Origin of the sequence: Mesorhizobium sp. B2-4-12, assembly GCF_006441575.1 — a bacterium.
Lineage (GTDB): Bacteria > Pseudomonadota > Alphaproteobacteria > Rhizobiales > Rhizobiaceae > Mesorhizobium.
Window position 1 is genome coordinate 16,405 of record NZ_VFVC01000008.1, and the last position, 26,181, is coordinate 42,585.

Annotated in this window: 26 protein-coding genes and 3 pseudogenes; 18 read left to right on the plus strand and 11 right to left on the minus strand. The window is 63.9% G+C overall.

All coding sequences use genetic code 11. From position 1 onward, the window contains the following. Positions 1-111 precede the first annotated feature (111 nt). From FJ934_RS07115 to FJ934_RS07125, 3 genes are all read right to left on the minus strand, one after another. Positions 112-966 carry a lytic transglycosylase domain-containing protein gene (locus FJ934_RS07115; protein WP_140608171.1) on the minus strand — a complete coding sequence of 285 codons (855 nt, stop codon included), beginning with the start codon at positions 964-966 and terminating at the stop codon, positions 112-114. 5 nt (positions 967-971) lie between these two features. After that, entirely contained in the window at positions 972-2,225 is a 1,254-nt protein-coding gene (ispG, locus tag FJ934_RS07120) for a flavodoxin-dependent (E)-4-hydroxy-3-methylbut-2-enyl-diphosphate synthase (RefSeq protein ID WP_140608173.1), read from the minus strand. Between the two features lie 314 nt (positions 2,226-2,539). Next, positions 2,540-2,719, minus strand: coding sequence for a YdcH family protein (locus FJ934_RS07125; protein ID WP_140608175.1), 180 nt, complete (start codon positions 2,717-2,719; stop codon positions 2,540-2,542). A 240-nt stretch (positions 2,720-2,959) separates the two neighbouring features. Between FJ934_RS07125 and FJ934_RS07130 the strand changes: the two genes are divergently transcribed. Then, positions 2,960-3,163, plus strand: coding sequence for a YdcH family protein (locus tag FJ934_RS07130; protein ID WP_140550905.1), 204 nt, complete (start codon positions 2,960-2,962; stop codon positions 3,161-3,163). Between the two features lie 11 nt (positions 3,164-3,174). Here the strand turns inward: FJ934_RS07130 and FJ934_RS07135 are convergent, their stop codons facing one another. Then, positions 3,175-3,963: an IclR family transcriptional regulator gene (locus tag FJ934_RS07135; protein WP_140608177.1), complete on the minus strand. Its 789-nt coding sequence runs from the start codon at positions 3,961-3,963 to the stop codon at positions 3,175-3,177. Positions 3,964-4,132: 169 nt separating this feature from the next. On the opposite strand from FJ934_RS07135, the gene FJ934_RS07140 reads away from it, so the two are divergent. The 10 genes from FJ934_RS07140 (at position 4,133) to FJ934_RS07185 (ending at position 12,621) form a co-directional block, all read left to right on the plus strand. Beyond that, positions 4,133-4,963 (plus strand): transporter substrate-binding domain-containing protein, encoded by an 831-nt coding sequence (locus tag FJ934_RS07140; protein ID WP_181165550.1) that lies wholly within the window; start codon positions 4,133-4,135, stop codon positions 4,961-4,963. 71 nt (positions 4,964-5,034) lie between these two features. After that, positions 5,035-5,700, plus strand: a complete 666-nt coding sequence (locus FJ934_RS07145; RefSeq protein ID WP_140608181.1) for an amino acid ABC transporter permease — start codon at positions 5,035-5,037, stop codon at positions 5,698-5,700. A gap of 1 nt (position 5,701) precedes the next feature. Further along, positions 5,702-6,352: an amino acid ABC transporter permease gene (locus tag FJ934_RS07150; protein WP_140608183.1), complete on the plus strand. Its 651-nt coding sequence runs from the start codon at positions 5,702-5,704 to the stop codon at positions 6,350-6,352. Between the two features lie 4 nt (positions 6,353-6,356). Then, positions 6,357-7,151: an amino acid ABC transporter ATP-binding protein gene (locus FJ934_RS07155; RefSeq protein WP_140608185.1), complete on the plus strand. Its 795-nt coding sequence runs from the start codon at positions 6,357-6,359 to the stop codon at positions 7,149-7,151. A 69-nt stretch (positions 7,152-7,220) separates the two neighbouring features. Beyond that, on the plus strand, positions 7,221-7,682 hold the full coding sequence (locus FJ934_RS07160) for a RidA family protein (RefSeq protein ID WP_140608187.1): 462 nt from the start codon (positions 7,221-7,223) through the stop codon (positions 7,680-7,682). Between the two features lie 25 nt (positions 7,683-7,707). Next, on the plus strand, positions 7,708-8,913 hold the full coding sequence (locus tag FJ934_RS07165) for an aminotransferase class V-fold PLP-dependent enzyme (protein ID WP_140608189.1): 1,206 nt from the start codon (positions 7,708-7,710) through the stop codon (positions 8,911-8,913). Between the two features lie 405 nt (positions 8,914-9,318). Further along, positions 9,319-9,858, plus strand: coding sequence for a sigma-70 family RNA polymerase sigma factor (locus tag FJ934_RS07170; protein WP_140608191.1), 540 nt, complete (start codon positions 9,319-9,321; stop codon positions 9,856-9,858). Continuing rightward, positions 9,855-10,766 (plus strand): anti-sigma factor, encoded by a 912-nt coding sequence (locus FJ934_RS07175; protein WP_140608193.1) that lies wholly within the window; start codon positions 9,855-9,857, stop codon positions 10,764-10,766. The genes FJ934_RS07170 and FJ934_RS07175 overlap by 4 nt, the downstream gene beginning before the upstream one ends. Before the next feature lie 287 nt (positions 10,767-11,053). Further along, positions 11,054-11,551 carry a 5-(carboxyamino)imidazole ribonucleotide mutase gene (gene purE / locus FJ934_RS07180; RefSeq protein ID WP_140608195.1) on the plus strand — a complete coding sequence of 166 codons (498 nt, stop codon included), beginning with the start codon at positions 11,054-11,056 and terminating at the stop codon, positions 11,549-11,551. Beyond that, on the plus strand, positions 11,548-12,621 hold the full coding sequence (locus tag FJ934_RS07185) for a 5-(carboxyamino)imidazole ribonucleotide synthase (protein WP_140608197.1): 1,074 nt from the start codon (positions 11,548-11,550) through the stop codon (positions 12,619-12,621). Before purE ends, FJ934_RS07185 begins: the two co-directional genes overlap by 4 nt. On the opposite strand, the pseudogene FJ934_RS07190 reads toward FJ934_RS07185, so the two are convergent. Further along, positions 12,599-13,081 (minus strand): annotated as a pseudogene (locus FJ934_RS07190) (lysozyme inhibitor LprI family protein). The gene FJ934_RS07185 and the pseudogene FJ934_RS07190 sit on opposite strands and share 23 nt — an antisense overlap. 242 nt (positions 13,082-13,323) lie before the next feature. On the opposite strand from FJ934_RS07190, the gene ykgO reads away from it, so the two are divergent. The 3 genes and pseudogenes from ykgO to FJ934_RS07205 all read left to right on the plus strand — a co-directional run bounded on the left by ykgO (position 13,324) and on the right by FJ934_RS07205 (position 15,313). Further along, positions 13,324-13,449, plus strand: a complete 126-nt coding sequence (gene ykgO / locus FJ934_RS07195; protein WP_006327841.1) for a type B 50S ribosomal protein L36 — start codon at positions 13,324-13,326, stop codon at positions 13,447-13,449. Between the two features lie 108 nt (positions 13,450-13,557). Then, on the plus strand, positions 13,558-14,157 hold the full coding sequence (locus tag FJ934_RS07200) for a hypothetical protein (protein WP_140608199.1): 600 nt from the start codon (positions 13,558-13,560) through the stop codon (positions 14,155-14,157). 87 nt (positions 14,158-14,244) lie between these two features. After that, positions 14,245-15,313: pseudogene (locus FJ934_RS07205) on the plus strand (alpha/beta hydrolase). 38 nt (positions 15,314-15,351) lie between these two features. Here the strand turns inward: FJ934_RS07205 and FJ934_RS07210 are convergent. From FJ934_RS07210 to FJ934_RS07220, 3 genes are all read right to left on the minus strand, one after another. Next, positions 15,352-16,005 (minus strand): L,D-transpeptidase, encoded by a 654-nt coding sequence (locus tag FJ934_RS07210; protein WP_140608402.1) that lies wholly within the window; start codon positions 16,003-16,005, stop codon positions 15,352-15,354. A 277-nt stretch (positions 16,006-16,282) separates the two neighbouring features. After that, positions 16,283-17,716 (minus strand): pyruvate kinase, encoded by a 1,434-nt coding sequence (gene pyk, locus FJ934_RS07215; RefSeq protein WP_140608201.1) that lies wholly within the window; start codon positions 17,714-17,716, stop codon positions 16,283-16,285. Then, a complete protein-coding gene (locus FJ934_RS07220; protein ID WP_181165551.1) occupies positions 17,713-18,177 on the minus strand; it encodes a DUF1036 domain-containing protein in 465 nt (154 codons plus the stop codon). Before FJ934_RS07220 ends, pyk begins: the two co-directional genes overlap by 4 nt. Positions 18,178-18,446: 269 nt before the next feature. On the opposite strand from FJ934_RS07220, the gene FJ934_RS07225 reads away from it, so the two are divergent. The 3 genes from FJ934_RS07225 to FJ934_RS07235 all read left to right on the plus strand — a co-directional run bounded on the left by FJ934_RS07225 (position 18,447) and on the right by FJ934_RS07235 (position 21,172). After that, positions 18,447-19,250, plus strand: a complete 804-nt coding sequence (locus tag FJ934_RS07225) for an N-formylglutamate amidohydrolase (protein WP_140608205.1) — start codon at positions 18,447-18,449, stop codon at positions 19,248-19,250. 10 nt (positions 19,251-19,260) lie between these two features. Beyond that, on the plus strand, positions 19,261-19,569 hold the full coding sequence (locus tag FJ934_RS07230; RefSeq protein ID WP_140608207.1) for a DUF1244 domain-containing protein: 309 nt from the start codon (positions 19,261-19,263) through the stop codon (positions 19,567-19,569). 427 nt (positions 19,570-19,996) lie between these two features. After that, the gene (locus tag FJ934_RS07235) at positions 19,997-21,172 is read left to right on the plus strand and encodes an MFS transporter (protein ID WP_140608209.1); all 1,176 of its coding nucleotides are present in this window, start codon (positions 19,997-19,999) and stop codon (positions 21,170-21,172) included. Here FJ934_RS07235 and FJ934_RS07240 read toward each other — a convergent pair. Then, positions 21,136-21,559, minus strand: a pseudogene (locus FJ934_RS07240) (hypothetical protein). The gene FJ934_RS07235 and the pseudogene FJ934_RS07240 sit on opposite strands and share 37 nt — an antisense overlap. Before the next feature lie 152 nt (positions 21,560-21,711). Here FJ934_RS07240 and FJ934_RS07245 point away from each other — a divergent pair. Next, entirely contained in the window at positions 21,712-22,671 is a 960-nt protein-coding gene (locus tag FJ934_RS07245; RefSeq protein WP_140608211.1) for an SDR family oxidoreductase, read from the plus strand. 52 nt (positions 22,672-22,723) lie between these two features. On the opposite strand, the gene FJ934_RS07250 is transcribed toward FJ934_RS07245, so the two are convergent. Then, the gene (locus tag FJ934_RS07250) at positions 22,724-22,882 is read right to left on the minus strand and encodes a DUF3309 family protein (RefSeq protein ID WP_140608213.1); all 159 of its coding nucleotides are present in this window, start codon (positions 22,880-22,882) and stop codon (positions 22,724-22,726) included. 120 nt (positions 22,883-23,002) lie between these two features. Further along, on the minus strand, positions 23,003-26,179 hold the full coding sequence (locus FJ934_RS07255) for an efflux RND transporter permease subunit (protein WP_140608215.1): 3,177 nt from the start codon (positions 26,177-26,179) through the stop codon (positions 23,003-23,005). Positions 26,180-26,181: the final 2 nt, after the last annotated feature.

Here is a 26,181-nt window from a genome sequence, read left to right on the forward strand (position 1 = left end):
GATGCGAAGGGCGCATTACAGCGGGATGAGCAGGCTGGTGTCGACTTCCAGAGGATGTCCGGGAATTCGACTACCTATGGTTCAATGTGGGATTCGGCCGCTACAGTGTCATTACCGGTTGCGCACCACCACGCAGGCGCCGCCGACGCTCTGCAATTTCTGGCAGATGAAATTGGCGGCGGCACGGTCGTCCACCCCGATCCTGACGGCATAGATGCCGCGCCGGCCCATCGGCGTGCGCACCCGGCTGACCACCGGATCATGGCTGGCGAGCAGGGCCGGAAACCGGCTCCTCACGCGCAGCCACTGGTTGATCGCGGCGCCGCGGCGGAAATTGCCGGCAACCTGGATGCCCCAGGGCTTCACGTTGATCGAGGCCATCGCCACGGTCCGCGACATGATCACCGGCAGCTTGCGGCAGGCGACGGCGAAATCCGTCTTGGCGTCGAGCGGCTCGACCTTTCCGCCATAGGCACGGTCGGAGAACTTGTCGACCGGTTCGCCCATGATGTCGAAGACATAGCTCTCGGTCTCCATCGGCAGGAAGCCGCCCGAAGCTAGCCAGCGCGACACCCGGTTTTCGCCGGCATTGTAAGCGGCGGCGGCGAGGCCAAGATTGCCATAGCTGGTTTTCATTTCAGCCAGGTACTTCGCCGACGCCGGGATCGCCTGGGTGATGTCGAAGGAATTTTCGAGCCCCCGCATCTTGGCCGTGCCCGGCATGAACTGGGCGATGCCCTCGGCGCCGACCGGGCTGACGGCGTTAGGATCGAAACGGCTTTCCTTCCAGATCAGCCGGGCGAAGAAATCCCTGGGCAGGCCGTTCTGGTCGGCATAGGCCTGGATCAGATTGCAGACCCTGTCGATCAATCTCTGCTTGGCCGATTGCGGCGGGTCGGCCTGAACAAGCGCCGGCCAGCCCAGCCCACATAACACGATCAGCGTCGCCCAGGGGAAACGCTGCATTGGACTTACTCTGCCGCGGCCTTGCCGCCGCGACCGAACCGCTGCTCGATATAGTCGGCGACCATTTTCTCGAAATCCGCCGCGATCGAAGGGCCGCGCAGCGTCGCCGCCTTCTTGCCGTCGACGAAGACCGGCGCCGTCGGCGTCTCGCCGGTGCCGGGCAGCGAAATGCCGATATCGGCATGCTTGGATTCACCTGGCCCGTTGACGATACAGCCCATCACCGCGACCTTGAGGTTCTCGACGCCGGGATATTTCTCGCGCCACACCGGCATGTTCTTACGCAGATCCGCCTGGATGTTCTGCGCCAACTCCTGGAACACGGTGGAAGTCGTGCGGCCGCAACCGGGGCAAGCCGCGACGATTGGCACGAACTGCCGGAAGCCCATGGTCTGCAGCAATTCCTGCGAGACCTGCACCTCGCGCGTGCGGTCGCCATTGGGCTCCGGTGTCAGCGAGATGCGGATGGTGTCGCCGATCCCTTGCTGCAGGAGAATGCCCATGGCGGCGGACGAGGCGACGATACCTTTCGAGCCCATGCCGGCTTCGGTGAGCCCCAGATGCAGCGCATGGTTGGAGCGGGTAGCGAGTTCCGTGTAGACGGCGATCAAATCCTGCACGCCGCTGACCTTGGCCGACAGGATGATCTTCTCTCGGGCAAGGCCGATCTCTTCGGCCATCTCGGCCGACAGGATCGCCGACTGCACGATCGCCTCGCGCGTTACCTCCTGCGCCGTCAACGGGAAACCCTTGTCCTGGTTGTCGTCCATCAGCCGCGTCAACAGATCCTGGTCGAGCGAGCCCCAGTTGACGCCGATACGCACCGGCTTGTCGTGCTTGATCGCCATTTCGACGATCGCCGCGAACTGCCGGTCCTTCTTGTCCTTGAAGCCGACATTACCGGGGTTGATGCGGTATTTGGCCAGCGCCTCGGCGCAGGCCGGATGATCGGCCAGAAGCTTGTGGCCGATATAGTGGAAATCGCCGACCAGCGGCACATCGATGCCGAGGCGCTGAAGCCGCTCATGAATATGCGGCACGGCGGCGGCGCTCTCGTCGCGGTCGACGGTAATGCGCACGATCTCGGAGCCGGCACGGTGCAGCGCCGCCACCTGCGCCACCGTCTGGTCGACATCGGCCGTGTCGGTATTGGTCATCGACTGCACGACAACGGGCGCGCCGCCGCCGACGACCACGCCGCCGACGTCGACGCCGACCGAGGTGCGGCGGGGGAAGGGAAAGGAAAAATATCCGGTCATGCCGGCAGCCTTTTGTCTCTGAAGCGCCATGCACCCACGTGGACGCATAGGGCGCTCCGGGCCTATACGCTGAAGTCCGGGCATGAGGTGGAGGAGCAAAGATCGCTTGTCAATGGCGATAGGTCGCCACTGGCAGCAATTGAGCCTCGCGACGGACCTGAAAACAGGGCGCGACCCAGCGCGGCCGAGACATGGAACGTATGAGAGGATATCGGCTACCGGCTTGTAGCGCAGCGCTCAAAGCTCACCACGCCGGCGGCTTTTACCGCCGGCAAGCAAGACCGCAAGAGGTGAGCGGCTATATCAGGTGAGGGTCAATGCGTGGTCGGTTGCGCCCTGAGTTTCTCAATCGCATCCTTGATTGCCAGCTTGCGTCGCTTGAGATTCACGATTTCGAGGTCGTCCACCGACGGGTGGTTCATCGCGTCATCGATTTCACGTTCAATGTCGCCGTGTTTCCGCTGCAACTCATCAAGATGGGATGCAAGAGACATGATTGGTTCTCCCTTTCATGGTTTCCTCGATTGCAGCCGTCAAAGGCACGTCCACCGCAGGTCGCTTCTGTGACGGCACGGTGACACTGTGCCACCTTCGGACAGCGATGTCGAATGATCCGTGGTAGCATTCCACGACAATGTGAAATGTGGTATGGGCTGCGCGCCGGTGGCAGAAATTTGCCGCCCCCGCCCAATCAGGCCCAGTTTTGGGTGCCGCAGACGTGCAGACGGTAAAGAATGTCCGATCAGGAACAGGCCGATATTCGCCTCGAATTTTCCCGGCTGAAGCAGGAACACGCCGATTTCGACGCGGCGATCAACGCGATGATCGCCATGAATTGCGACCCGCTGCAGATCCAGCGCATGAAAAAAAAGAAGCTGGCACTGAAAGACCGGCTCATGAAGCTGGAAGACAAGATCATTCCCGACATCATCGCTTGAGGCGCGTTCGCCTATCCTGCGATCGAGAGCCTGGCCGCGCGGTCGCGCAGCAGGCCGATGAGGCTGCCGGTCCGCTCCTGCGACGTATCGATCGGGACCACCAGGCACATCGTCGCCTCGACCTTGCCTGGCGCTGAAAAGACCGGCACGGCAAGACATTTGGTGTAGGCATCGACCAGACCCGAGGTCACGCAGTAGCCGGTGACGCGCGCCTTGGCGATGTCGGCGATAAAATCGTCGAGCCGCAACTTGCGGCCGTCGGGCAGCACGAGATCGTCTTCCGATACCATGCCTTCGATCGCGGCCCTCTCCAGCCCCGCTAGAAGCAGCCGGCCGGACGCGGTCCAGGGCAGCGGTATCTGCAGGCCAGTGGCCGAGCTGATGCGGAACGGCCTGCTGCCCGGGCTTGAATGGACGATGGTGTAGCGGCCGCTCTGCAGCATGCACAATTCCGAGGTCTCGCCCGTCTCGCGTGACAGATTGTCGACCTCCTGGCGCCCGCGCCGCAGCAGGTCGTTGCCGCGCACATAATCCATTCCATAGAGATAGAGCTTCTTGCCGAAATAGACGCGGTTGCCATCGCCGGCCATTTCCAACAGGCCAGCATCGACCAGCGATCGCACCAGCGTATAGGTCGTCGAGCGGGGTGCGTTCACCCCCTTGGCAAGATCGCCGATCCCGATCGCCCTCTGCGTCGTGTGCAGAAACTCCAGAATCTCGAGCACCCGGTTGAGGCCCTTTTCACGGGAGCCCGAGATCTTCTCGCTGTCTGAAACAGCCAAGGCACTGCCATCTTGCATTGTCGATTCCTGGTGTTAGTATCTGTCTTGTACAGGATACATGCGTCTCTTGTAAGAGACAATCGGAATGATCACTGTCGCGTGTATGACCTGTGCGTAGGGGAACACAACATGAAGGGAGGTCGCCGTGAACGACACATCCGGAAGACGTGATTTTCTGAAATTGGGAATGGCGGGACTTGCGACGGCCGGCGTGCTGGCAACCGTCGATGCCCAGAAGGCCGCCGCCCAGGCCGCATCCGAAAGCCTGCTGCGCACCGTGCTCGACCGCGGCAAGCTCATCGTCGGCACCGGCAGCACCAACGCGCCCTGGCATTTCGAGAACGACGCCGGCGAATTGGTCGGCATGGACATCACCATGGGGCGGATTCTGGCCAAGGGGCTTTTCGACGACCCGACCAAGGTCGAGTTCGTCATGCAGGATCCGGCGCAGCGCATTCCCAACGTCACCACCAACAAGGTGGACATCACCATCCAGTTCATGACGATGACGGCGCAGCGCTCGCAGCTGATCAACTTCACCAGGCCATACTATGTCGAGGGCGTTGCGCTGCTGACGCTTCCCAGCGCCGAGAACAAGACCTTCGACAAGCTGCTTGCCGGCGGTTCGGCGACGCGCATTTCCATCCTGCAGAATGTCGATGCGGAGTCCTCTGTCCACTTCGCCTTGCCGCAGGCGCAGGTGATGCAGATCGACACCCAGGCCAACGTGCTGCAGGCGCTGGAATCCAAACGGGTCGACGCCGCCGCGGTCGATCTCTCCACCGTGCGCTGGCTCGCCTCGCGCAATCCGGACAAATATTTCGATGCCGGCAAGAGCTGGTATTCGATGCTCTATGGCGCCGCGGTCCGGCAAGGCGATCTGGACTGGCTGACCTTCGTCGACCAGACCTTCACCATCGCCATGTTCGGCCACGAGACGGCGCTATACGACGCCGCCTTCAAGCAATATTTCGGCCAGGAGCCGCCGCCGCGCCACCCCGGCTTCCCGGTCATCTGATCCAGCAGGCGGAAGGGGCGGCACCCTTTCCGCCTGGCTTCTTCCGACGCCCTTCACACCGAGGCGAACGCATGGGCTATGCCCTCAACTTCAACCTGATCTGGCGGCACTTCGACAAGCTGTGGGGCGGCCTGCTGCTCAGCCTCGAGCTTGCCGTGATCTCGATCGCCATCGGCATCGTCATCGGGTTGGTGCTGGCGGTCTGGTATGTCTCGGCCGGGCGCGTCGTGCGTGCGACGATCGCCGCCTATGTCGAATTCATCCGCAACGTGCCGCTGATCCTGCTCGTCTATCTCGTCTTCTACGGCCTGCCGACCGTGGTGGACCTTGCCTACAGCGCGCCGACCTCGTTTGTCCTGACGCTGTCGGTCTATAGCGGCGCCTATCTGGTCGAGGTGTTTCGCTCGGGCCTCGAGGCTGTTCCACGCGGCCAGCTCGATGCCGGCAAGGCCATCGGTCTGACGCCCTGGCAAAGGCTGCTCCACGTGCGTCTGCCGACCATGCTGCGCATCACGCTGCCGGCGCTCTCCAACACCTTCATCTCGCTGTTCAAGGACACCTCGATCGCCTCGGTCATCTCGGTGCCGGAACTCACCTACGGCGCCCAGTGGATCAACTTCAACACTTTCCGCATCGTCGAGGTCTACCTGGTCACCACGGCAATGTATCTGGTGACCGGCTATACGCTGCTTTTCGCGCTGAGACTCGTCGAGCGCCGGTTCAGGGCGGCGCGCTGAGATGCTGAGCCAGATCCTCTACGCCCTGCCCTTCCTCGCCCAAGGCTTCGCCGTGACCCTGTGGGTGTCGCTGCTGGTCGTGGTGCTCTCGCTCATCGCCGGCGTCCTGCTCGGCGTCGGCCTGGTCTATGGCCCTGCCCCGTTGCGCTGGGCGGTGCGCATCTTCTCCGATACGATCCGGGGCATTCCGATCCTGGTGCTGATGTTCTTCGTCTATTACGGTCTGCCGGCGATCGGGCTTCATCTGCCGTCCTTCTGGGCCGCGGTGCTGGCGCTCACTCTGTTCAAGACGGCGCAGGTGGTGGAATATGTGCGCGGCGCCGTCGCCTCCATTCCCAAGGGCCAGTCGGAAGCGGCGATGGCCATCGGGCTGACCTTCCCCCAGCGGCTCACCTCGGTCATCTTTCCGCAGGCCTTCAGGCGCTTCCTGCCGCCCTGGATCAACGGCGTCACTGACGCGGTCAAGGGCAGCGCGCTGGTCTCGCTGCTCGGCATCACCGACCTGATGCAGGCCATCAACCAGGTCATCGGCCGCACCTATGAGGCGATGCCGCTCTATATACTGGGCGCGCTCATCTACTTCGCGGTCAATTACGCGCTTTCGCTCGCCAGCCGGCGGCTCGAGCGGCGCTTTGCCTTCATCCGGGAATAGCACCATGTCCGACGCCACAAACGCCAGTCCCGCGCTGCTCGACGTGCGCGATGTCTCCAAGGCCTTCGGCGCCGTGGAGGTTCTGCGCTCCGTCAGTCTTCAGGTGAAGCGCGGCGAGGTGGTGACGGTCATCGGCCCCTCGGGCAGCGGCAAGACCACGCTGCTGCGCTGCGTCAACTTCCTCGAAAGCTACGACAGCGGCTCCATCCGCATCGACGGCAGGGAGGTCGGCTATCGCGAGGCTGGAACACGGCAGCGCCGCAGCGAACGCGACCTTGCCGCCATGCGCGCCGAAACCGGCATGGTGTTCCAGAGCTTCAACCTGTTTCCGCACCTGACGGCGGCCGGCAACATCATGCTTGGGCTCACCAAGGTGCGCGGAAAGAGCCAGTCCGAGGCGCGCAAGGCCGCCGAACACTGGCTCGGCCGCGTCGGCCTCGCCCACAAGGCCGACAGCTTGCCGGCGGAGCTGTCCGGCGGCCAGCAGCAGCGTGTCGGCATCGCGCGCGCCGTGGCGATGGAGCCGAAGATCCTGCTGCTCGACGAGATCACCTCCGCCCTCGACCCCGAACTGGTCGGCGAGGTGCTGGCCGTCGTGCGCAGCCTTGCCGAGGACGGCATGACCATGCTGATGGTGACGCACGAAATGGCCTTTGCCCGCGATGCTTCGAGTCGCATCGTCTTCATGGCCGATGGCGGCGTCAGCGCCGTCGGCCCGCCGAAAGAGATCCTCGCGGCGGAGACCAGCAACGAACGCCTCCGCACCTTCCTGGCGCGCTTCCGCGCCTCGCATTTCTGACATTGGACGGCCGACGCCGCTCATTTTTGAATATCGGATGGCTGAAGCCAACCAAGGGAGCCTTCTTCCATGACGCCTTATACCCGGCTTGCCGAACTCGGCCTGACGCTGCCCGAGCCGCCGATCCCCATAGCCAATTTCGTCACCCATGCCGAGAGCGGCCGGCTGATCTTCCTGTCCGGCCAAGGGCCGCTGCGCGCCGACGGCACGCTTTGCACCGGCAAAGTCGGCGAGGATGTGAGCGTCGAGCAGGCGTATGAACATGCCCGCCTGACCGGGCTCAATCTGCTTGCGGTCATGCATGCCGCCGCCGGCGATCTCGGCCGTATCGTGCGCGTCGTCAAGCTGCTCGGCTTCGTCAACGCGACGCCGACCTTCAGCGACCACCCGAAGGTGATGAATGGCTGTTCGGACCTGTTCGCCGATGTCTTCGACAAGGTCGGCGGCCACGCGCGCTCGGCGATTGGCGTCGGCTCGCTGCCTGGAAACATCACGGTCGAAATCGAGGCGGTCGTCGAGATCGCCGCCTGACCTGCCACACACGGGATCCACTCACATGAAGACCTATTCCGATAACGGCTCCAACACCACCATCCGCGAACGGCTCGGCTTGCGGCCGATCATCAATGTTTCCGGCACCATGACCACGCTCGGCGCATCCATCATCGTCCCCGAGGCGATCAGCGCCATGGCCGAAATCGCCTCGCAATGGGTGGAGATGGACGATCTGCAGCGTGCCGCGAGCACGGTTGTCGCACGCCTCACCGGCGGCGAGGCCGGTTTCATCACCGCCTGCTGCGCCAGCGGCATCACCATGGCGATCGCCGGCGCGATGACGGGAACCAGCCTGCTCGCCATCGAGCGCCTGCCCGACGACACCGGCGAGCTCAAATCGGAGGTCGTCATCCAGCTAGGCCACATCGTCAATTACGGCGCGCCGATCGACCAGTCGGTCCGCGTGGCCGGCGCCAAGGTGGTGCCTGCCGGCACTGTCAGCGTGACGCAGGACTATCACGTGCGCGAGGCGATCAACGACCACACCGCGGCGGGCCTTTACGTCGTTGCGCATCACACGGTGCAGTACGGCATGCTCTCGCTGGAGCAGTTCTGCGAGATTTGCCACGCCAGGGGCGTGCCGGTGATCGTCGATGCCGCTTCCGAATACGACCTGCGCGGTTTCCTGGCACGCGGCGCCGACATCGTCATCTACAGCGGCCACAAATTCCTGAGCGGGCCGACCAGCGGCATCGTCACCGGCCGCAAGAACCTCGTGCGTGCCGCCTATCTGCAGAACCGCGGCGTCGCGCGCGCCATGAAGGTCGGCAAGGAAAGCATAGCCGGCACCATGGCGGCACTGGAGGCCTGGGAGAAGCGCGATCACGCCGGTATCCGCCGGCGCGAGGAAGCCGTGCTCAATCTCTGGAAAGGCGCTTTGCAGGGCCTGCCGGGCATATCAGCCGAGATCATCCCCGATCCGACCGCCAATCCGCTCGACCGCTTGCAGGTCTTCGTGCGGCCGGAAAGCCGCTTCACCGCCGCCGGCCTTGCCTCGGCGCTGGCCGCGGGTTCGCAGCCGATCATCGTGCGCAACCACGAGGTCGAGCGCGGCCATTTCTTCCTCGACCCCTGCAACCTTCATCCCGGCGAAGCAGACATCGTCGCCGAACAGCTACGGGCCATACTGACCGCGAAGGATCGTCCAGCCGACGCGATGAAAGCCGCGCGCAAGGATTCATCAGGCGCTTTGCGCTGGCCGGATTGACTGCCAGACACCGACCACCGGTAAAATTCACCGGTTGCATCAGGCCGATCACGCGACTGTGAACCGGCGGCGGGAATAAATTGGGGTCGCGACAAGTCTCCTCGGCATGCGCCACTGCTGGCGCTGAGGAGATCGGCATGGCCCATCGCGCGGACGGCGGCAAATATGGTCGCGGCTTCAGCCGTCGCCATATGCTGGCGTGCATGAACGTCACCGCTCTTTCCCCTACGGCGCCCCGCCTTCACGTAGCGCTTGACACTGGTGACGCAGATGAATTCACTTTCGCCACAGCAGGCGGCGTTGCCTGTTTCGGCGGGTCTCGCCCGCGCAGGCAGGACGAAATCAGCGTCCTTGCTTGAAAGCGCACGGCCTGTTCCTCCCGGAGTATCGGATTATGGTGCTGCTTTGAGCGAGAGGGCCCTGGCGCAACGCTTCAACGAGGTGGTGCTGCCGCATCTCGGCGACGCGCTGTCACTTGCCCGCTGGCTGACCGGCAACGCCGCCGATGCCGAGGATGTCGTGCAGGATGCCTGCATCAAGGCGCATGCCGGCATATCGGGCTATGCCGGCGGCAGCGCCCGCGCCTGGCTGCTGACCATCGTGCGCAACACCTCCTACACCTGGATGTCGCGCAACCGGCCGCGCGCCATTATGGCCGTCGGCGACCTCGGCGATCTCGACGACATGGCGGCGGCCCATGGCACCAGCCTGCCGGACGAGGATGGCCCGGAGGCGAGCCTGATCGCCAGGGCCGACACGGCCGCACTAGAAGCGGCGATCGCGGCGCTGCCGCAGCCATTTCGTGAAACGCTGGTGTTGCGCGACATCAACGGCCTCAGCTACCGCGAGATATCGGCCATGCTCGACGTGCCGATGGGCACGGTGATGTCCAGGCTGGCGCGCGCCCGCGGCCTGCTTGCGTCCGACCTGGGGAGAGCGCCATGACCAGCCATGACGATGGACTGCCCAATGATCCCGAAGGTATCAGGCTTATGATCCACGCCCTTGTTGACGGAGAACTCGATGCCGCGGCCGCCCTTGCCGTGGAGCGCCGCATCGCCGCCGACCCCCGGCTTGCCGCCGAACATGCCCGTATCGTTGCCTTGCGCGCCACGGTCAGTCGTTTGCCGCGCCCCGACGTCAGCGACGCCTTCCGGGCCCGTATCGCGGCGATCGGCATGGCAGCCACCGAACAGCAGGAGCAAGCCGAGGCGACAGAGCCACAGCAGCGCGCACCGTTGGCGCCGCCGGGATCGATTGTGGGCGCCGGCGCGGGCCAGAGACGGGAAGCCGGGACACGCCCGTCCCAGACGCGGTCGTCGCCGGGGGCACGCCGCTTCGGCTCGTTCGACTGGCGCGCTCTTGCCGCGTCTATCATGATCAGCGCCGTGCTGGCCAGTGGAGCCACGCAATGGGTGATGCAGAGCGGCGCGGATGACGGCTTTGCCGCGGCCGTCGCCAGCGGCCATCGCCGCAGCCTGCTTGCCGCCAGCCCGACCGACATCGTCTCGTCCGATCGCCATACGGTCAAGCCGTGGCTCGATGCCCGCATCGGCGTGTCGCCGCCGGCGCCGGACCTTGCCCAGGACGGCTACGCGCTGATCGGAGGTCGGGTCGAGGTGATATCAGGCCGGCCGGTGCCGGCACTGGTCTACCGCCACCGCGAGCACCTGATCACGCTGGTCGCCGAACCGCAGCAGCGCGGCAGCGTGACCCAGCCCAACGACCTTTCCTCGGGCGGCTTCTCGATGGTGCAATGGAGCGACGGCGCCTTCTCCTACTGGGCGATCTCCGACATGGAGCGGCCGGAACTCGACGACTTCGTCGCCCGTTTCCGCAAGGCGGCGGTATGACCCAGTTTCAGGAAAACGGCCCAAACGATCCTTGTGGACGCGAGCATTCGCGCCGCCGACGGCTGGGAAGACCGGCGGTCGCTGGTTCGGTCGCGTGAACAGGAGCTGCCCATTCGGGCAAGAAACGTTTCATCCGGTTATTCTCGTTGCCGGCCTATGAAGCTCTCGCCAGACACTTGATGAACCGACACCGGCGCGGGTTTGCCGGGGCGCGGCCAACGCTGCTCATCCTTGCCGTCGCCTCCGATTTCCGCTAAGGCGCGCCTTTGTCGCCGGGGAGCAGAAGCTTGAACGATCAACGCGCCGACGTCGCCATCATCATGGGCAGCCAGTCCGACTGGGCGACCATGCGCCAGGCCGCTGAAACGCTGGAAGCGCTTGGCATCCCGCACAAACGGCTGATCATCTCGGCACACCGGACCCCCGACCGGCTCTATGACTTCGCCAAGGGCGCAAAGGCCGCCGGCTACAAGGTGATCATCGCCGGCGCCGGCGGCGCCGCCCACCTGCCCGGCATGACAGCCGCGATGACGCCGCTGCCGGTATTCGGCGTGCCGGTGGAATCGAAGGCGCTGTCGGGGCAGGATTCGCTGCTCTCGATCGTCCAGATGCCGGCCGGCGTTCCGGTGGGAACACTGGCCATCGGCAAGGCGGGTGCCGCCAATGCAGCCCTCTTGGCGGCCGCCGTGCTTGCGCTGAATGACGACAAGCTCGCCCAGCGGCTCGATGCCTGGCGCGCCTCGCAGACTGCCAAGGTCGCCGCCGAACCGACGGATACACCGTGAGCCTGCCCGCCGGATCGATCATCGGCATCATCGGCGGCGGCCAGCTCGGCCGCATGCTGGCGATGGCGGCCGCCCGTCTCGGCTACCGCACCATCGTGCTGGAGCCGCAGCCGGATTGCCCGGCCGGCCAGGTCGCCAACCGGCAGATAACGGCCGCCTATGACGATCCGGCCGCCCTTGCCGAACTGGCGGCGGCAAGTTCCGTTGTCACCTATGAGTTCGAGAATGTTCCGGTTGCCGCGGCACAAGCGCTCGCCGCCAGGGTCGCGGTCTATCCGCCGGCACGCGCGCTGGACGTGGCGCAAGACCGTGTGAGCGAGAAAACATTCCTGAATGGCATCGGCATTGCCACCGCCGATTTCCGGCGGGTCGACACTGACGACGAATTGACGGCGGCGCTGAAGGCATTCGGCGGCAGCGGCATCCTGAAGACGCGGCGCATGGGCTATGACGGCAAGGGCCAGCGCGTCTTCCGCAACATGGAAGCCGGCGGTTTCGCCGGCACCTGCGAGGCGATGGGCAATGTGCCGCTGATCCTGGAAAGCTTCGTGCCGTTCGAGCGCGAGATCTCGGTGATCGCGGCGCGCGGGCTGGACGGCACGGTCGCCGCCTATGATCCGGCCGAGAATGTGCACCGCAACGGCATTCTCCACACATCGACTTTGCCGGCTGCCGTCATGCCCAAAACGGCTGAGGCAGCACAGGCGGCGGCGGCGAAGATCCTGTCGGCGCTCGACTATGTCGGCGTCATCGGCGTCGAATTCTTCGTGCTGGCGGACGGTTCGCTGCTCGCCAACGAGATCGCGCCGCGTGTCCACAATTCCGGCCATTGGACCGAAGCCGCCTGCATCGTTTCGCAGTTTGAGCAGCACATCCGCGCCGTTGCCGGCCTGCCGCTCGGCAGCCCGGACCGCCATTTTGATTGCGTGATGGAAAACCTGATCGGCGACGACGTGCTGCGCGTCCCAGCCCTGCTCGCCGAGCCCGGCCTGATGCTGCATCTCTACGGCAAGGCGGAGGCAAGGCCCGGCCGCAAGATGGGTCATTTCACCCGGATCGGCCGCCGGTAAAGCCGCTCACGCACGCCCTGCAATGGCTGCCCAAGGACGGCAAACTACTCCACCTCGTCGCTGTCGTCGGGACTGGCGCAGCTCGCATCGCCCTTCTGGCAATTGGCCGAGCGGCGAGCTGCTTGATGCGCTCGTTGGTCAGCCTGGTCAGGCATTGCGAAACCTCCAGCGCATGGATGGAGCCGCCCTGACTGGCGGCCGTGGTATGCGCGCATTCGACGTCGCGGAAGGCGATCCAGGCGCGCTGTGCCGCCTGCAGCAATCTCTTGTCATCGGCATCGTCGGAGCCGATCAGGTCCTAATAAGCCTTGTTGAGCCTGGCGTCGGCCGCCTGGTAGTCCTCGCCGGCACAGATGTTCATCATCTGCTGGCTGTCGTCGGAGCGGTCGCATTCCTGGGCGCGGACGGCTGCGGTCGCCGCCAGCACGACCAGCCAGGCATACAGGAATGTTCGGCGCATGCTCGTCCCCAAATCACTTCAAATCTACGGCATCATTCCAGCCGGCCCGGAACCGTGCAATGCCGCAGGGCCGACATGGCGGATATTTGATGATAGTGGGATGCGCGGCATGCTTGCGGTTGACTTACGGTTGACATGGGCAAGCCTCCTCGTTTATGAGCCACCCACCGTTCAAAAGGCGCGTCTTCTGGCGCGCCTTAAAATTTCGACCCGGGACCGGGTCCACATCGACAGGCAAGACCATGAAGATCAAGAATTCGCTCAAGGCGCTGAAGGCGCGTCACCGCGACAACCAGCTGGTTCGCCGCAAGGGCCGCGTCTACATCATCAACAAGACCGCTCCGCGCTACAAAGCGCGCCAGGGCTGAGCTTTCGGCTGGAGGCTGACCGCCTCCGCCATTGATGCTTGTCGGCCTGCCGACCGTTTTCACGCAAAATCACTTTGATGTTCCGCCGCCCGGGACTAGAGTCGGGCGATGCGGATTCTTTTTGCATTTCTGATCGCGTTGCCTGTTTCTTTGTCCGTGCCCGCCTTGGCGGACGATCAGGCCACCGCACCGGCGGCCCCGGAAGCTCCGGCCGCGCCGCTGACGAAACAGGCCCGGCTTGACAAGCTGTTCGCCGACCTCAAGCGCGAGCGCAATGAAAAGGCCGCCGAACGCATCGCCGGCAATATCTGGAACGAATGGTTCCACTCCGGCAGCGCTTCGATCGACCTGATGATGCAGTGGTCGCAAAAGGCGATCGAGAACCAGAAATTCGACGTCGCGCTCGATTTCCTCGACCAGGTGGTGACCTTGCAGCCGACCTATGCCGAAGGCTGGAACCGGCGCGCCACGGTGCATTTCATGATGAAGAACTACAGCAAGTCGATGTCCGACATCGATCATACGCTGCAGTTGGAGCCCCGCCATTTCGGCGCGCTTGCGGGCCTGGCGCAGATCATGGCTTTGACCGGCCATAAGCAATCGGCGCTCGAAGCCTGGCAGAGGGTGCTGGCAATCTATCCGATGATGCGGAGCGCCCAGAACCAGGTCGCCACCCTTTCGGAAGAGCTCGCCGGCGAAGGAATTTGACTAGGCAGTAGCGAATGGGGATTAGGCAGTAAGCTGAGATGCCCTTTCCCCTACCGCCTACCGCCTACTGCCTACTGCAGAATCTCCATGAACCTTCTCTACACCGCCTTCGCCTTCCTTCTGGCGCTTGTCTTCGTCCTTGTCGGCGTCACCCGGATCGGCTCGTGGCTGATCGAACGCCGTAATCCGTCCATCGGTGAATTCGCCGACATCCGCGGCGCCCGTATTCACTACGTCCATATTCCCGCCCCCGCCAACGCGGACCTGCCGCCGGTCGTCTTCATTCATGGCGCCAGCGCCAATCTCAGGGATCAAATGCTGCCGCTGAGGCCGCTGCTGGAAGGCCGCGCCGAAATGCTGTTCTTCGACCGGCCGGGATTCGGCTGGTCCGGGCGCGGACCGGGCACCAATGAAGACCCGTCGGCGCAGGCCAATACCCTCGCCGCGCTGATGGATCATCTGCGCATCCGCAAGGCAGTCATCGTCGGCCATTCCTTCGGCGGCGTGGTGACATCGGCATTCGGCTGCGAACATCCCGACAAGATGCTCGGACTGATCTTCCTGGCGCCGGCGACCCATCCGTGGCCGGGCGGCGCGACATCTTGGTACTACGACCTGACCATGCTTCCGGTGATCGGCCGGCTGTTCTCCGAAACGCTGACCTATCCCGCCGGAACAGTGCGGATTGCCGATGCCACGACCTGCGTCTTCTCACCCAACAAGGTGCCGGACGACTATATCGACAAAGCGTCGATCCCGCTGGTGCTGCGGCCGGCAGCCTTCCGCGCCAATGCCAGCGATGTTGCCGGGCTCTACCGCTATGCGCTCGGCGCCGCGCCACGCTACAACGAGATCAAGGCGCCGACCGTGGTCATCTCCGGCGACCGGGACAAGGTCGTCTACGCTCACATTCCATTCCGTCGGCCTGGTGCGCGACATCGCCGGCGCCGAACTCGTCTGGGTGGGCAATCTCGGCCACAAGCCGGACTGGATCGCCCCTGACCTCGTCGTCGGCGCCATCGAAAAGGTCGCCGGCAAGGACATCGATCTTGAGGCGATGGCCAGGGCAGTGGAAAGGCGGATCGCCGGCGACGCCGACGGGGCGGGCCGATGTGCCGATATCAAGCTGCCGGAGACCGAGCTTGCACCGACCTGAGGCGGGAAGATGCCTCCTCAGGCAGGCAGCGCCACAAGTTAGATCACCAGCAGCGGCGTTTTGCCGGGAACGCGCTGGTAAAGATCCATGACGTCCTGATTGAACATGCGTACGCAGCCGGACGAAGCGGATTTGCCGATGGACTTCCAATCCGGCGACCCGTGAATGCGGTAAAGCGTGTCGACGCCATCCTTGAAGATGTAGAGAGCGCGAGATCCGAGCGGGTTGCTGACGCCGGGCTCCATGCCCTGGCGCCATTTTTCCAGCTTCCGATCCCGGCGGATCATAGCCGAAGGCGGCGTCCAGGTCGGCCATTTGCGTTTCCACTGGACGATCGCACGTCCCTTCCAGGAATAGCCCTGGCGACCCAGGCCGACGCCATAGCGCATGGCCTTGCCACCCTTGAGCACCAAGCAGAGGAACTTGTCGGTCGTATTGACCACGATCGTTCCAGGTTTCTCGCCCGTCGGATCGTCGACCATCTGTCGCAGAAACCGTTCGTCGACCTTGGTGAAGGGTATAGCCGGCAACGCATGGCCGCCATCCCCGACCGCGCTGTACATGCTCGCATAGTCGGGCGACACCGGGCCCATGATTTCAGGCGCGGCCTGTTCGATCGGCGCCTTTTCCGGTGTCGGCTCAAACGGCGCGGGATTGAAGGAACTGGCCGCGCTGATCGGCTGTCTGGGCATCTGGGCATAGGCCGAGATCGCCGAAACCCCGACAAGCGACAGCCCGGTCAGCAGCGACCGCGCGAAACGAGAGATGACATTGAAGTACACTTTCAAAATGGGAGATGCTGGCGGGTAGGGCGACTGTTAGCGCCACTCGACCGCGTCTTGTAGAGGCGATCACGGCAAGCCCGTGTCCAGACAGAGGCCAGGACCATTGTCCAAGCCTCTGTTGTATCGCTGCCACAGTGAGCTACGCACAGGGCGCGAGATATGCTTCCGTCAGGAAAGGCTGGGCTTACCGGCCGGCTGCTTCCGATCCGACATAGGCGATGCGCAGCATATTGGTCGATCCCGGCGTCCTGAGCGGCACGCCGGCGGTGATGATGACGCGATCGCCCGGCTTGCCGAATTCCTCTTCCAGCGCAATGCGGCAGGCGCGGTTGACCATGTCGTCGAGATCGGTGGCGTCGGGCGAGACGACGCAGTGCGTGCCCCACAGCAGCGACAGCCGTCTGGCCGTGTTGAGGATCGGCGACAGCGCCACGATCGGCACCTGCGGCCGTTCGCGCGCCGCCCGCAGCCCGGTGGTGCCGGACGCGGTATAGGTGATGATCGCCGACAGTTTCAGCGTTTCGGCGATTTCGCGGGCGGCCAGCGAAATCGCGTCCGCCCCGGTCGCTTCCGGCTCAGAGCGCTGGGCGTTGATGATGCCGGCATAGGTCGGGTCGGTTTCGACCTTGGTGGCGATGCGGTTCATCATCGCCACCGCTTCCACGGGATAGGCGCCCGCCGCCGATTCGGCCGACAGCATGATGGCGTCGGCACCCTCGAAGACGGCGATCGAAACGTCGGACACTTCGGCGCGGGTCGGCACCGGCGCGGTGATCATCGATTCCAGCATCTGCGTGGCGATGACCACCGGTTTGCCGGCGCGCCGCGCGGCGCGCGTGATCTGCTTCTGGATGCCGGGCACGGCTTCCAGCGGCATCTCGACGCCAAGGTCGCCACGGGCGACCATCAGCGCGTCGGACAGGTCGATGATCTCGGCCAGCCTGGCAACCGCCTGCGGCTTTTCGATCTTGGCCATGATCAGAGCCCGGCCGCGCGCGATCTTGCGCGCTTCCGCCAGATCCTCCGGCCGCTGCACGAAGGACAGCGCGACCCAGTCGACGCCCGTAGCAAGCACGGCGTCGAGATCCTTGCGGTCCTTCTCGGTCAACGCGCCGACTGGCAGGTCGGTATCGGGCAGGCTGACGCCCTTCTTGTCGGAAATCGTGGTGCCGGCGACGACAGTGCAGGTGATCGACTTGCCGTTGCTCTTCACCGCCTTCAGCTCGAGCTTGCCATCGTCGATCAAAAGGCGATCGCCAGCCTCGACCGAACTCAGGATTTCGGGGTGCGGCAGATAGACCCTGTTCGACGTACCGGGCTCGGGATTGTCGTCGAGCGTGAAGGTCTGGCCGGATGTCAGCACTTCCTTGCCATTGGCGAACTTGCCGACACGCAGCTTGGGGCCCTGCAGGTCGGCCAGGATGCCGATCGGCCGGCCAACCTTTTCCTCGACGGCGCGGATACGGCCCACCAGCGTCCGCATCAGCTCGTGATCGGTGTGGCTCATGTTGATGCGGAACACATCGGCGCCCGCTTCGAACAATTTCTTCAGCATCTCCTCGGAGGAGGAGGCGGGGCCGATTGTGGCTAGGATCTTGACCTTGCGGCTACGTCTCATTGACTATTGATTCCCGGGGTGGCTGGGGCGCCTCCCGTTGCGGGCTCATCGGTCAGCTGGACCATCCAGCTTGCCTGCTCGCCCGTGTCATATTCCTGGAATCCGGCGCGCTGGAAGCCCCGGGCGACGCAGTCGTTTACGCCGGCGATCTTGAACTCTTTTTCAGCCACACACATGTTGATCGGGCCGTCCCAGCGTCCACCACGCTCGGCGTCTTCTGCATAAAGATAGTAAAACCTTGATGACAGCGGCCCTTCGATCAACGTCTTGCAACTCGATCCTTCAATGTGCCACCAGCCCTCGGTGATCCAGCCGGCCTTGGCACGATAGCCAATGCCGACGCCGACCAGGTTCTGCGTGGCGTTGCAGACGCGGAAATCGGCGCGTGCCGGCGAAGCCATGACCATTGCCGACATGCCGACGGTCAGGATCAGGAGCGGCATGGCAAAGGCAGGGCGCATGCGCTGCCTGCCGGCGGAACCCATCCGAAAACCCCTCAAGAACCACATCTGCATCTCTCTGCGCCCTTTTCGGAAAAGTCCGAGCGCATGTCAACGCGCCGTTTTGACCAATTCCAATCGATTTAGGAAGGCTCCCGGCGCGCTTTCCGTCGCCCCTTGCCAGATTTCGGCGGAAACCTTGGCCAAACAACGGCATTGCGCACGCGTCGTCTTCGTGGAATGACGATAGCACCCTCCCCGGAAGCCAGCGAACAGACCATTTCCTGCCAATGACCCGATCCACAGTTTTCGCGCCGTTCGACCTTGTCGAGGGCGACCGCAAGCGAGGCATCGTGCTCCTGGCCGATCATGCCCGCCGCGACCTGCCCGACGACTATGGCAGCCTCGGACTGCCGGCTGCCGAGTTCGACCGCCATATCGCCTATGACATCGGCGTCGAGGCGGTGACGCGCGAACTCGCCGCCTTGCTCGACGTGCCCGCGGTGATCGCCAATTTCTCGCGGCTTTTGATCGACCCCAACCGCGGCGAGGACGATCCGACCCTCATTCGCCAGCTCTATGACGGCACGATCGTGCCGGGAAACTATCCCATGGCGCCGGAGGAACGCGAAAGACGGCTCGACCGCTTTTACCGGCCTTATCACGACGCCGTTGCCGCAATGATCGCTTCGGTCGCGCAGGCTTCCGGGCAGGCGCCGTTCATCTTTTCGGTGCATTCCTTCACGCCGGTCATGCAAGGGATCCAACGTCCTTGGCACGTCGGTATCCTGTGGGACCGGGACGACCGGGTTGCGCGGCCGCTGATCGATATGCTCGGTGAGGATAAGACCCTCGTCGTCGGCGACAATGAACCCTATGACGGCGCGCTGCGCGGCGACACCATGTTCAAGCATGCCATCGTCAACGGCTATGCCCACGCGCTCATCGAGATCCGCCAGGATCTGATATCGGACCAGAAGGGTATCCTCGCCTGGGCCGAGCGCCTGGCCCCGATCGTTGACGCCATCGACCGCCGTGCCGATATACATGTGGTCAGGCAATTCGGCTCGCGCACGGGCCGGTTTAAGCCGTAAGGAGCTTACGATGACCGAACTCAATGACGAGCAGAAGCGCGACTTCGAGGCCGCGGCCTTCCGCCGGCTGGTCGAGCACCTCAGGGACCGCAGCGATGTGCAGAACATCGACCTGATGAACCTTGCCGGCTTCTGCCGCAATTGCCTGTCGAACTGGTATCGCGAGGCGGCGAATGCCGAGGGCGTCGATCTCAGCAAGGACCAGTCGCGCGAGATCGTCTACGGCATGCCCTATGCCGACTGGCAGGCGCTCAATCAAACCGAAGCTTCGGATGCCAAAAAGGCCGAGTTCGAAGCGAGGCGTCCCAAGGACCACTAGCGAACCTTAGACGGCCACCAGCCTCCGGCACCTACTTCCGACGCGGGACGAAGTTTGCGGCTTCGTCATTCTAGGGCGAAGCAGTCGGGAAGCGACGCGGCGCAGACCCTAGAATCCATTCCGTGACGGCTGCCGAAGAGCACCGCGGTCCAGAATATGATCGTAACGGCGCAACCAGGGAACATTCTGCATCTAGCGGCGCTCCTCGGTCACGGCATGGATCCTCGGGTCTGCGCCGCGTCGCTTCGCTCCTTGCTTCGCCCGGAGAGGCGTTTCTGCCAACCTCCAACGCCGCAGCCTGCCTCGAACGAGGCCGACCCCTTGGTCGCTCCCTTTGGTCCAAACACTTCCTTTTGCGCGGTGCTTGACTGAAAATTGAATCGATCTAATTTGCCGCGCAAAGCCATTTTCTGACCGGATTCGCCTTATGAACGCGTCGAACGCCATGCAGACTGCCATTCGCGGGCGATGGGCCGTGGCCGCTGTTTTCCTCGCCAATGGCTTCCTGACCGGCAGTTGGGCGCCGCAGATCCCGGTGTTCCTGACCCGGCTGGACATTTCGAAATTCACGCTCGGCCTGCTGATCCTTTTGTTCGGCGCCGGCGCGGTCACCGCGATGACCTGGTGCGGCCACCTGATCTCCAAACACGGCTCGCGCACCGTGCTGCGCTGGTTCGGTCTCTGCGGCAGCCTCGGCCTGCTGGTCGTGGCGCTGGCGCCCAACGTGCCGCTGGCGGCCATCGCCATGTTCATCTTCGGCGGCTCGATCGGCGGCATGGATGTCGCCATGAACGCCAACGCGGTGGTCGTCGAACGAAAATTGTCCCGCGCAATCATGTCCTCCTCGCACGGCTTCTGGAGTCTCGGCGGCTTCGCCGGCGGAGCGCTTGGCGGCTTCGCCATCCAGAATTATGGCCATCTCGCCCACGCCGCCGTGGTGACGGCGCTTGCCTTCGCGGCAATCGCGGCGGCGGTGCCTCATGTCGTGGCCGAACATAAGCCGCAGGCTGCCGAGCATCACAAATTCACCTTGCCGGCGAATTCGCTCGTCTACCTGATCGGCCTGATGGCGCTGCTGACGATGATTTCCGAAGGTGCCGTGCTCGACTGGGCGGCGCTGTATCTGCGGCAGGAACTCGGCGCCGACCTTGCCGTTGCCGGTCTCGCCTACGCCGCCTTCTCCGGCGTCATGGCGATCATGCGTTTCTTCGGCGATGGCGTGCGTAACCGTTTCGGCGCGGTGACGACACTGCGCGGCTCGGCCGTTGTCGCCGCCACCGGTATGCTGGTCGCCGGCCTGTCGCCCTCGCCCTGGCTCGCCATCGCGGCCTTTGCGCTTTGCGGCTTCGGCATCGCCAACATGGTGCCGATCATCTTTTCGGCCGGCGGCAACCAGGAAGGCATGTCGTCGGGCACCGGCATGAGCGTCGTCACCACCATGGGTTATTCCGGCATTCTGGTGGCGCCGTCGGCGATCGGCTTCGTCGCCGAGCATTTCAGCTTCGGCCCGATCTTCATCGCCATGGCGGGCTTGCTGATCGTCGTGTTGCTGATGGCCGGACTGGCTCACCGGGCCGAATTCGCGCCCGCACCCGCCGAATAGCGCTTCAGTTCCTCATGGAGAAAATCCGCCACGCGGCCGATGCGCACGCTGCCGCGCACATCGCGATGCATGGCGAGCCACATTGGCAGGTTCGGCAGCGGCAGGCCGGGCAGCACCTTCTCCACCAGCGGATCCCGCTCGGCCAGCCGTTGCTGGCCGAGGCCGATACCGTTTTCCCGTCCGCAACGCTTCCCACTCGCCTGCTCGCTGACCGCCTTGCCGCGTTCGAACAGCGGGGCCGGCTTCCGTGAGCGCATAGCGTCTTCGCCCGCGCCGGGACTGCGTGACGCCAGCGCCTCCTCCAACTCCCGATCTGCCGCCAAGCGTCGGCTGAGTGGCGGATAACTTTCGCGCTGCTGCCGACAGGCTGCCGGTTTCCGCCACCATGACGAAGCTCTCGATCGGGTTCTAGTCGATATCATCCATTCAAGAATGAATATCAAGCCTACGTTCATGGCCAATTTCAATTCATCAATGAGGCACTCATATTCGCCATGCAAACAGCGATACGGACTGCAACACCAACCACGAGTACTGACATGACCAAGATCGCAATTCTCGGCGCCAACGGCCGGCTCGGCCGCGTGGTTGCCAAAGCCTTCATCGATGCCGGCTTCGACGTCCGCGCCGTCACCCGCACCGGCAAGGTGCCTGCTGAACTCAAGGGCGCCACGGCGGTTGCCGGTGATGCGCTGGACCGTCAATCGCTGATCCGCGCCACCGAGGGCGTCGATATCGTCTTCAACGGCCTCAGCCCGATCTACACCGACTGGAGCAAATGCTTGCCGATGGCGCGGAACGTCATGGCGGCCTGTTATGCGAACAACGCGCTGCATCTCTTTCCCGGTACCATCTACAATTACGGTTCGCCGATGCCGGCCGTGCTGTCGGAAGACACGCCCTTCCATCCGACGACTGAAAAGGGCCGCATCCGCTGTGCCATGGAAGAGCTGTTCCGCCATGAAGCCGAAGCAGGCCGGGTGCGCACGATTCTTCTGCGGGCCGGCGACTTCTTCGGCGGCACCGGCAGCGGCTCATGGTTCGACCTGATCGTCGCCGCCAAGATGACCAAGGGCATCTACACCGCGCCCGGCCCGGCCGACCTCATGCATGAATGGGCCTATTTGCCGGACTTCGCCGTGGGCTTCGTGGCGCTGGCGCGCAATCTCGACAAGCTCGGCTCCTACGAGGCGCTGAACTTTCCCGGCCACGCGGTCACCGATCTGGAAATCAAGGCCGCCGCCGAGAAAGCACTCGGCCGGCCGCTGAAGATGAGCGCGATGGCGTGGTGGGTGCTGCGCGCCGGCAGCCCGTTCGTGGCAATGTGGCGCGAGATCGTCTCGATGTCCTATCTGCGTTTCGAACCGCATCGGCTGGCCTCGACGCGGCTGGAGGGCATCATCGGTGAGATACCCCATACGCCGCTCGATCAGGCTATCGCCGAAGCCCTCGAGGATATCGGCATCGCCACCGCGAATGGCCATTTGCACGCCGCCTGAATGAGGTTGGCGGGCCAAGTTCGCCCACGCCTCTCCTCGAACCGAAGGCGGCTCAGAGCCGCCCCATCAAAAGCAGCACCAGAACCACCACCAGCACCACACCGACTATGCCCGAAGGTCCGTACCCCCAGGAGCGCGAATGCGGCCAGGCCGGCACCGCACCGATAAGCACAAGGATCAGGACGATGATGACAATGGTGATGATCGGCATGACGAAATCCCCGCTCTGCATTGCTCCCGAGACGATGCTTCGCATTGCTCGTGAGGACAAAATGCAAAAGGCCGCCCGGATGTTCCGTGCGGCCTTTGCCGGTCAGATCGGCAAGCCTGCTTATTCGGCGGCCTTCGGGAAGGCGATGGCCGGCTCGGTGGCCGCCTCCGCTGTCGGCGCGTCCGATGGGATCTCGCCCTTGCCGCGCCGCAACAGCCGGCTGAACCAGCCGCGCCTGGCGCCAGGCTTCACCTTGGCGCGGGTGAACACCATCAGCATCGATGGCGTCACCACCAGTGTCAGGATGGTGGCGAAGGACAGGCCGAAGACGATCGCCGAGGACAGCGATATCCACCACTGCGTCGACGGTGCGTTGATCGTCGTCTCGTGATGGAAGATTTCCAGCCCGAGGCCGAAGGCGATCGGCAGCACACCCAGGATCGCCGACACCGCGGTCAGAACCACCGGTCGCGCACGCTCGCGGCAGGTCTGCAGCACGGCATCCATCTTGTCCCAACCCTCTTCGCGCAGCCGGTCATAAGTGTCGATCAGCACAATGTTGTTGTTCACCACCACGCCGGCCAGCGCGATGACACCGATGCCCGACATGACGATGCCGAATGTCTCGCCTGTTATCAGCAGCCCGAGGAACACGCCGATAGTCGCCATGACCACGCAGGACAGCACCAGCCAGACGCTGGTGAACTTGTTGAACTGCGCCAGCAGCACCAGGAAGATCAGGAAGATCGCTGCGCCAAAAGCCTTGCTTAGGAAGGCACTGGCCTCCGCGCTGTCCTCGTTCGAGCCCGCCAGCTTCCAGCGGATGCCGCTGCCCAGACCCATGTCGGCGACGGCCTTGGTGACCTCCTGCTGTACGGCGGCGACCTGGGCGCCGGCGGCGACGTTGGCCTGCACCACCACGGTGCGCGCGCCGTCGATGCGATGGAGGACGCCGACGCTCGGCTTCGCCTTGCGGACGACGAAGTTGGAGATCGGCACCGATCCTTGCGAGGTCTGCACCCTGAGCTCGTCGAGGGTCGACAGCGTGCGCCGATCCTCCGGCAAGCGCAGGCGGATGTCGACCGCCTTGTCGGCGCCGGCGGGCCGGTATTCCGACAGCTTCAGACCGTTGGTGACGAGCTGCACAACGGTGCCAACCGAGGTCGGGCTGATGCCATACTGGGCAGCCTTGGCACGATCGACCTCGAGCGCCCAGTCGACGCCGGGCGGCGGCAAGCCGTCGGAAATGTCGATGACGCCGGGCACCTTGGCGATGCGCGCCGCCACCGCGCGCGCCTTCTCGTCCAATCCCTTCGGATCGACGGCCGAAAGCCTGATCTGGATCGGCTTGCCGGTCGGCGGGCCAGCTTCCGGCACGCGAACCTCGACGTCGACGCCGGGAATGCCGGCCATGACGCCGCGCAGATCATTCAGGATCTGGTTGGCCGATTTGCGCTCGCGCCAGTCGATGAACTCGTACTGGATGACGCCGACGACGTCCTCGGGCACATCCTGACCGCCGCCCTGGGACTTGCCGACCCGGGTGTAGACGGACTTCACACCCGGCCAGCCGAGCAGCCTGTTTTCCGCGATCTTGGTCGCCGTATCCATTTCGGCGAGCGAAAGGTTGCCGCGGGCATGCACATAGAGCAGTCCGTAATCCGGTTCGACGCTCGGGAAGAACTCGACTCCGGCGCCGTACTTCGAGTAGCCAACGAAGATGCTGGCCAGAAGAACGACGGTGAGCACAATCACCGTAATGGGGAAGCGCACCGCCTGCTTGACGACAGCCATATACCAGCCGTCGCGGCTGTCGTCCTCGTGATGCTCCGGCGCCTTGGCGAAGATCGCGCCCAGCGTCGGCGCGAAAACCAGTGCATAAAGCATCGAGGCCGAAAGCGTGACGATCAGCGTGATCGGCATATACTTCATGAAGTCGCCGATAATGCCTGGCCAGAACAGCAGCGGTGAGAAGGCGGCGATGCGCGTCATGGTCGCTGCGATGACAGGACCGGCCATGCGCTTGGCGGCAAGCGCAAAGGCTTCCTGTTTCGGCATGCCTTCGCTCATCCGTCGTTCGGCGAATTCGGTGACGATAATGGCATCGTCGACCAGCATGCCGACAGCCAGTATGAGGCTGAACAGCACGATCATGTTGATCGTGTAGCCCATCATCGCGAGCAGCAGGATACCGATGAGGAAGGACGACGGAATGGCGAGGCCAATCAGCAGCGAGGCACGGCCCGACAGCGCGTAGAGGATGACGATGAACACCAGGATCACGGCGATCATCACGTGATTCTGCAGATCGCCGAGCAGCTGGTTGACGAAGACCGACTTGTCCTGTGTGTAGGTGACGTGCATCCCCTCGGGCATCGTCTTGACGAAGGCGTCGGACACCTCCCTCACCTTGGTCAGCGTGTCGATCAGATTGGCGCCGATGCGCTTCTTGACTTCGATGGCGATGGCCGGCTTGCCATTGAGGCGCGTGATCGTCGTGGCGTCGGCGAAGGTCGAGCGGATCATCGCGATGTCCTTGGCCTGCACCACGGCATTGGGGCCGGCGACCACGGGCAGTGCCGCCACATCCTCGGGGGTTTCGATCAGCGATGGCACCTTGACGGCGTACTTACCCTGCGAACCTTCGATGTTGCCGGCGGCGACGAGGCTGTTCGAGGCGCCGACGGCGCCGATCAGCTGGTCGAGTTGCAAGCCGTAGGAAGACAGTTTCATCGGATCGATGACGACCTCGACAAGATCGTCGCGCGAGCCCTGCAGCGAGCCTTCGAGAACGCCGGGCACTTCCTCGATGCGGTCGCGCAGTTCGCGCGCCGCGGCGGCCAGCACGCGCTCGGGCAGTTCGCCGGATAGCGTGACGACGAGCACCGGGAATTCGGAAACGTTGACCTCGGTGACGACAGGTTCTTCGGCCGCTTGCGGCAGGTCGGCCTTGCCGTCCTGCACCTTGGAGCGTGTATCCTGCAGCGCCGTCGCCAGGTTGGTCTGTGGCTGGAACTCGATCAGCACATAGCCGCCGCCCTGGAAGGCGGCCGAGCGCATTTCCTTGAGGCCCTTCAGGCTTTTCAGCTTGCTTTCCATCGGGCGCAAGAGGAGCCGTTCGGAATCCTCCGGCGAAATGCCCTGGTAGACCAGGCTGACATACATCATCGGAATCGGAACGTCGGGTTCCGCTTCCTTCGGCGTCGACTGATAAGCGACCCAGCCGGCAAGCAGAAGGAAGACCAGGACCGAGATGGTCAGGCGGGCATTGTTGATTGCGAGTCTGACGATATCCATCA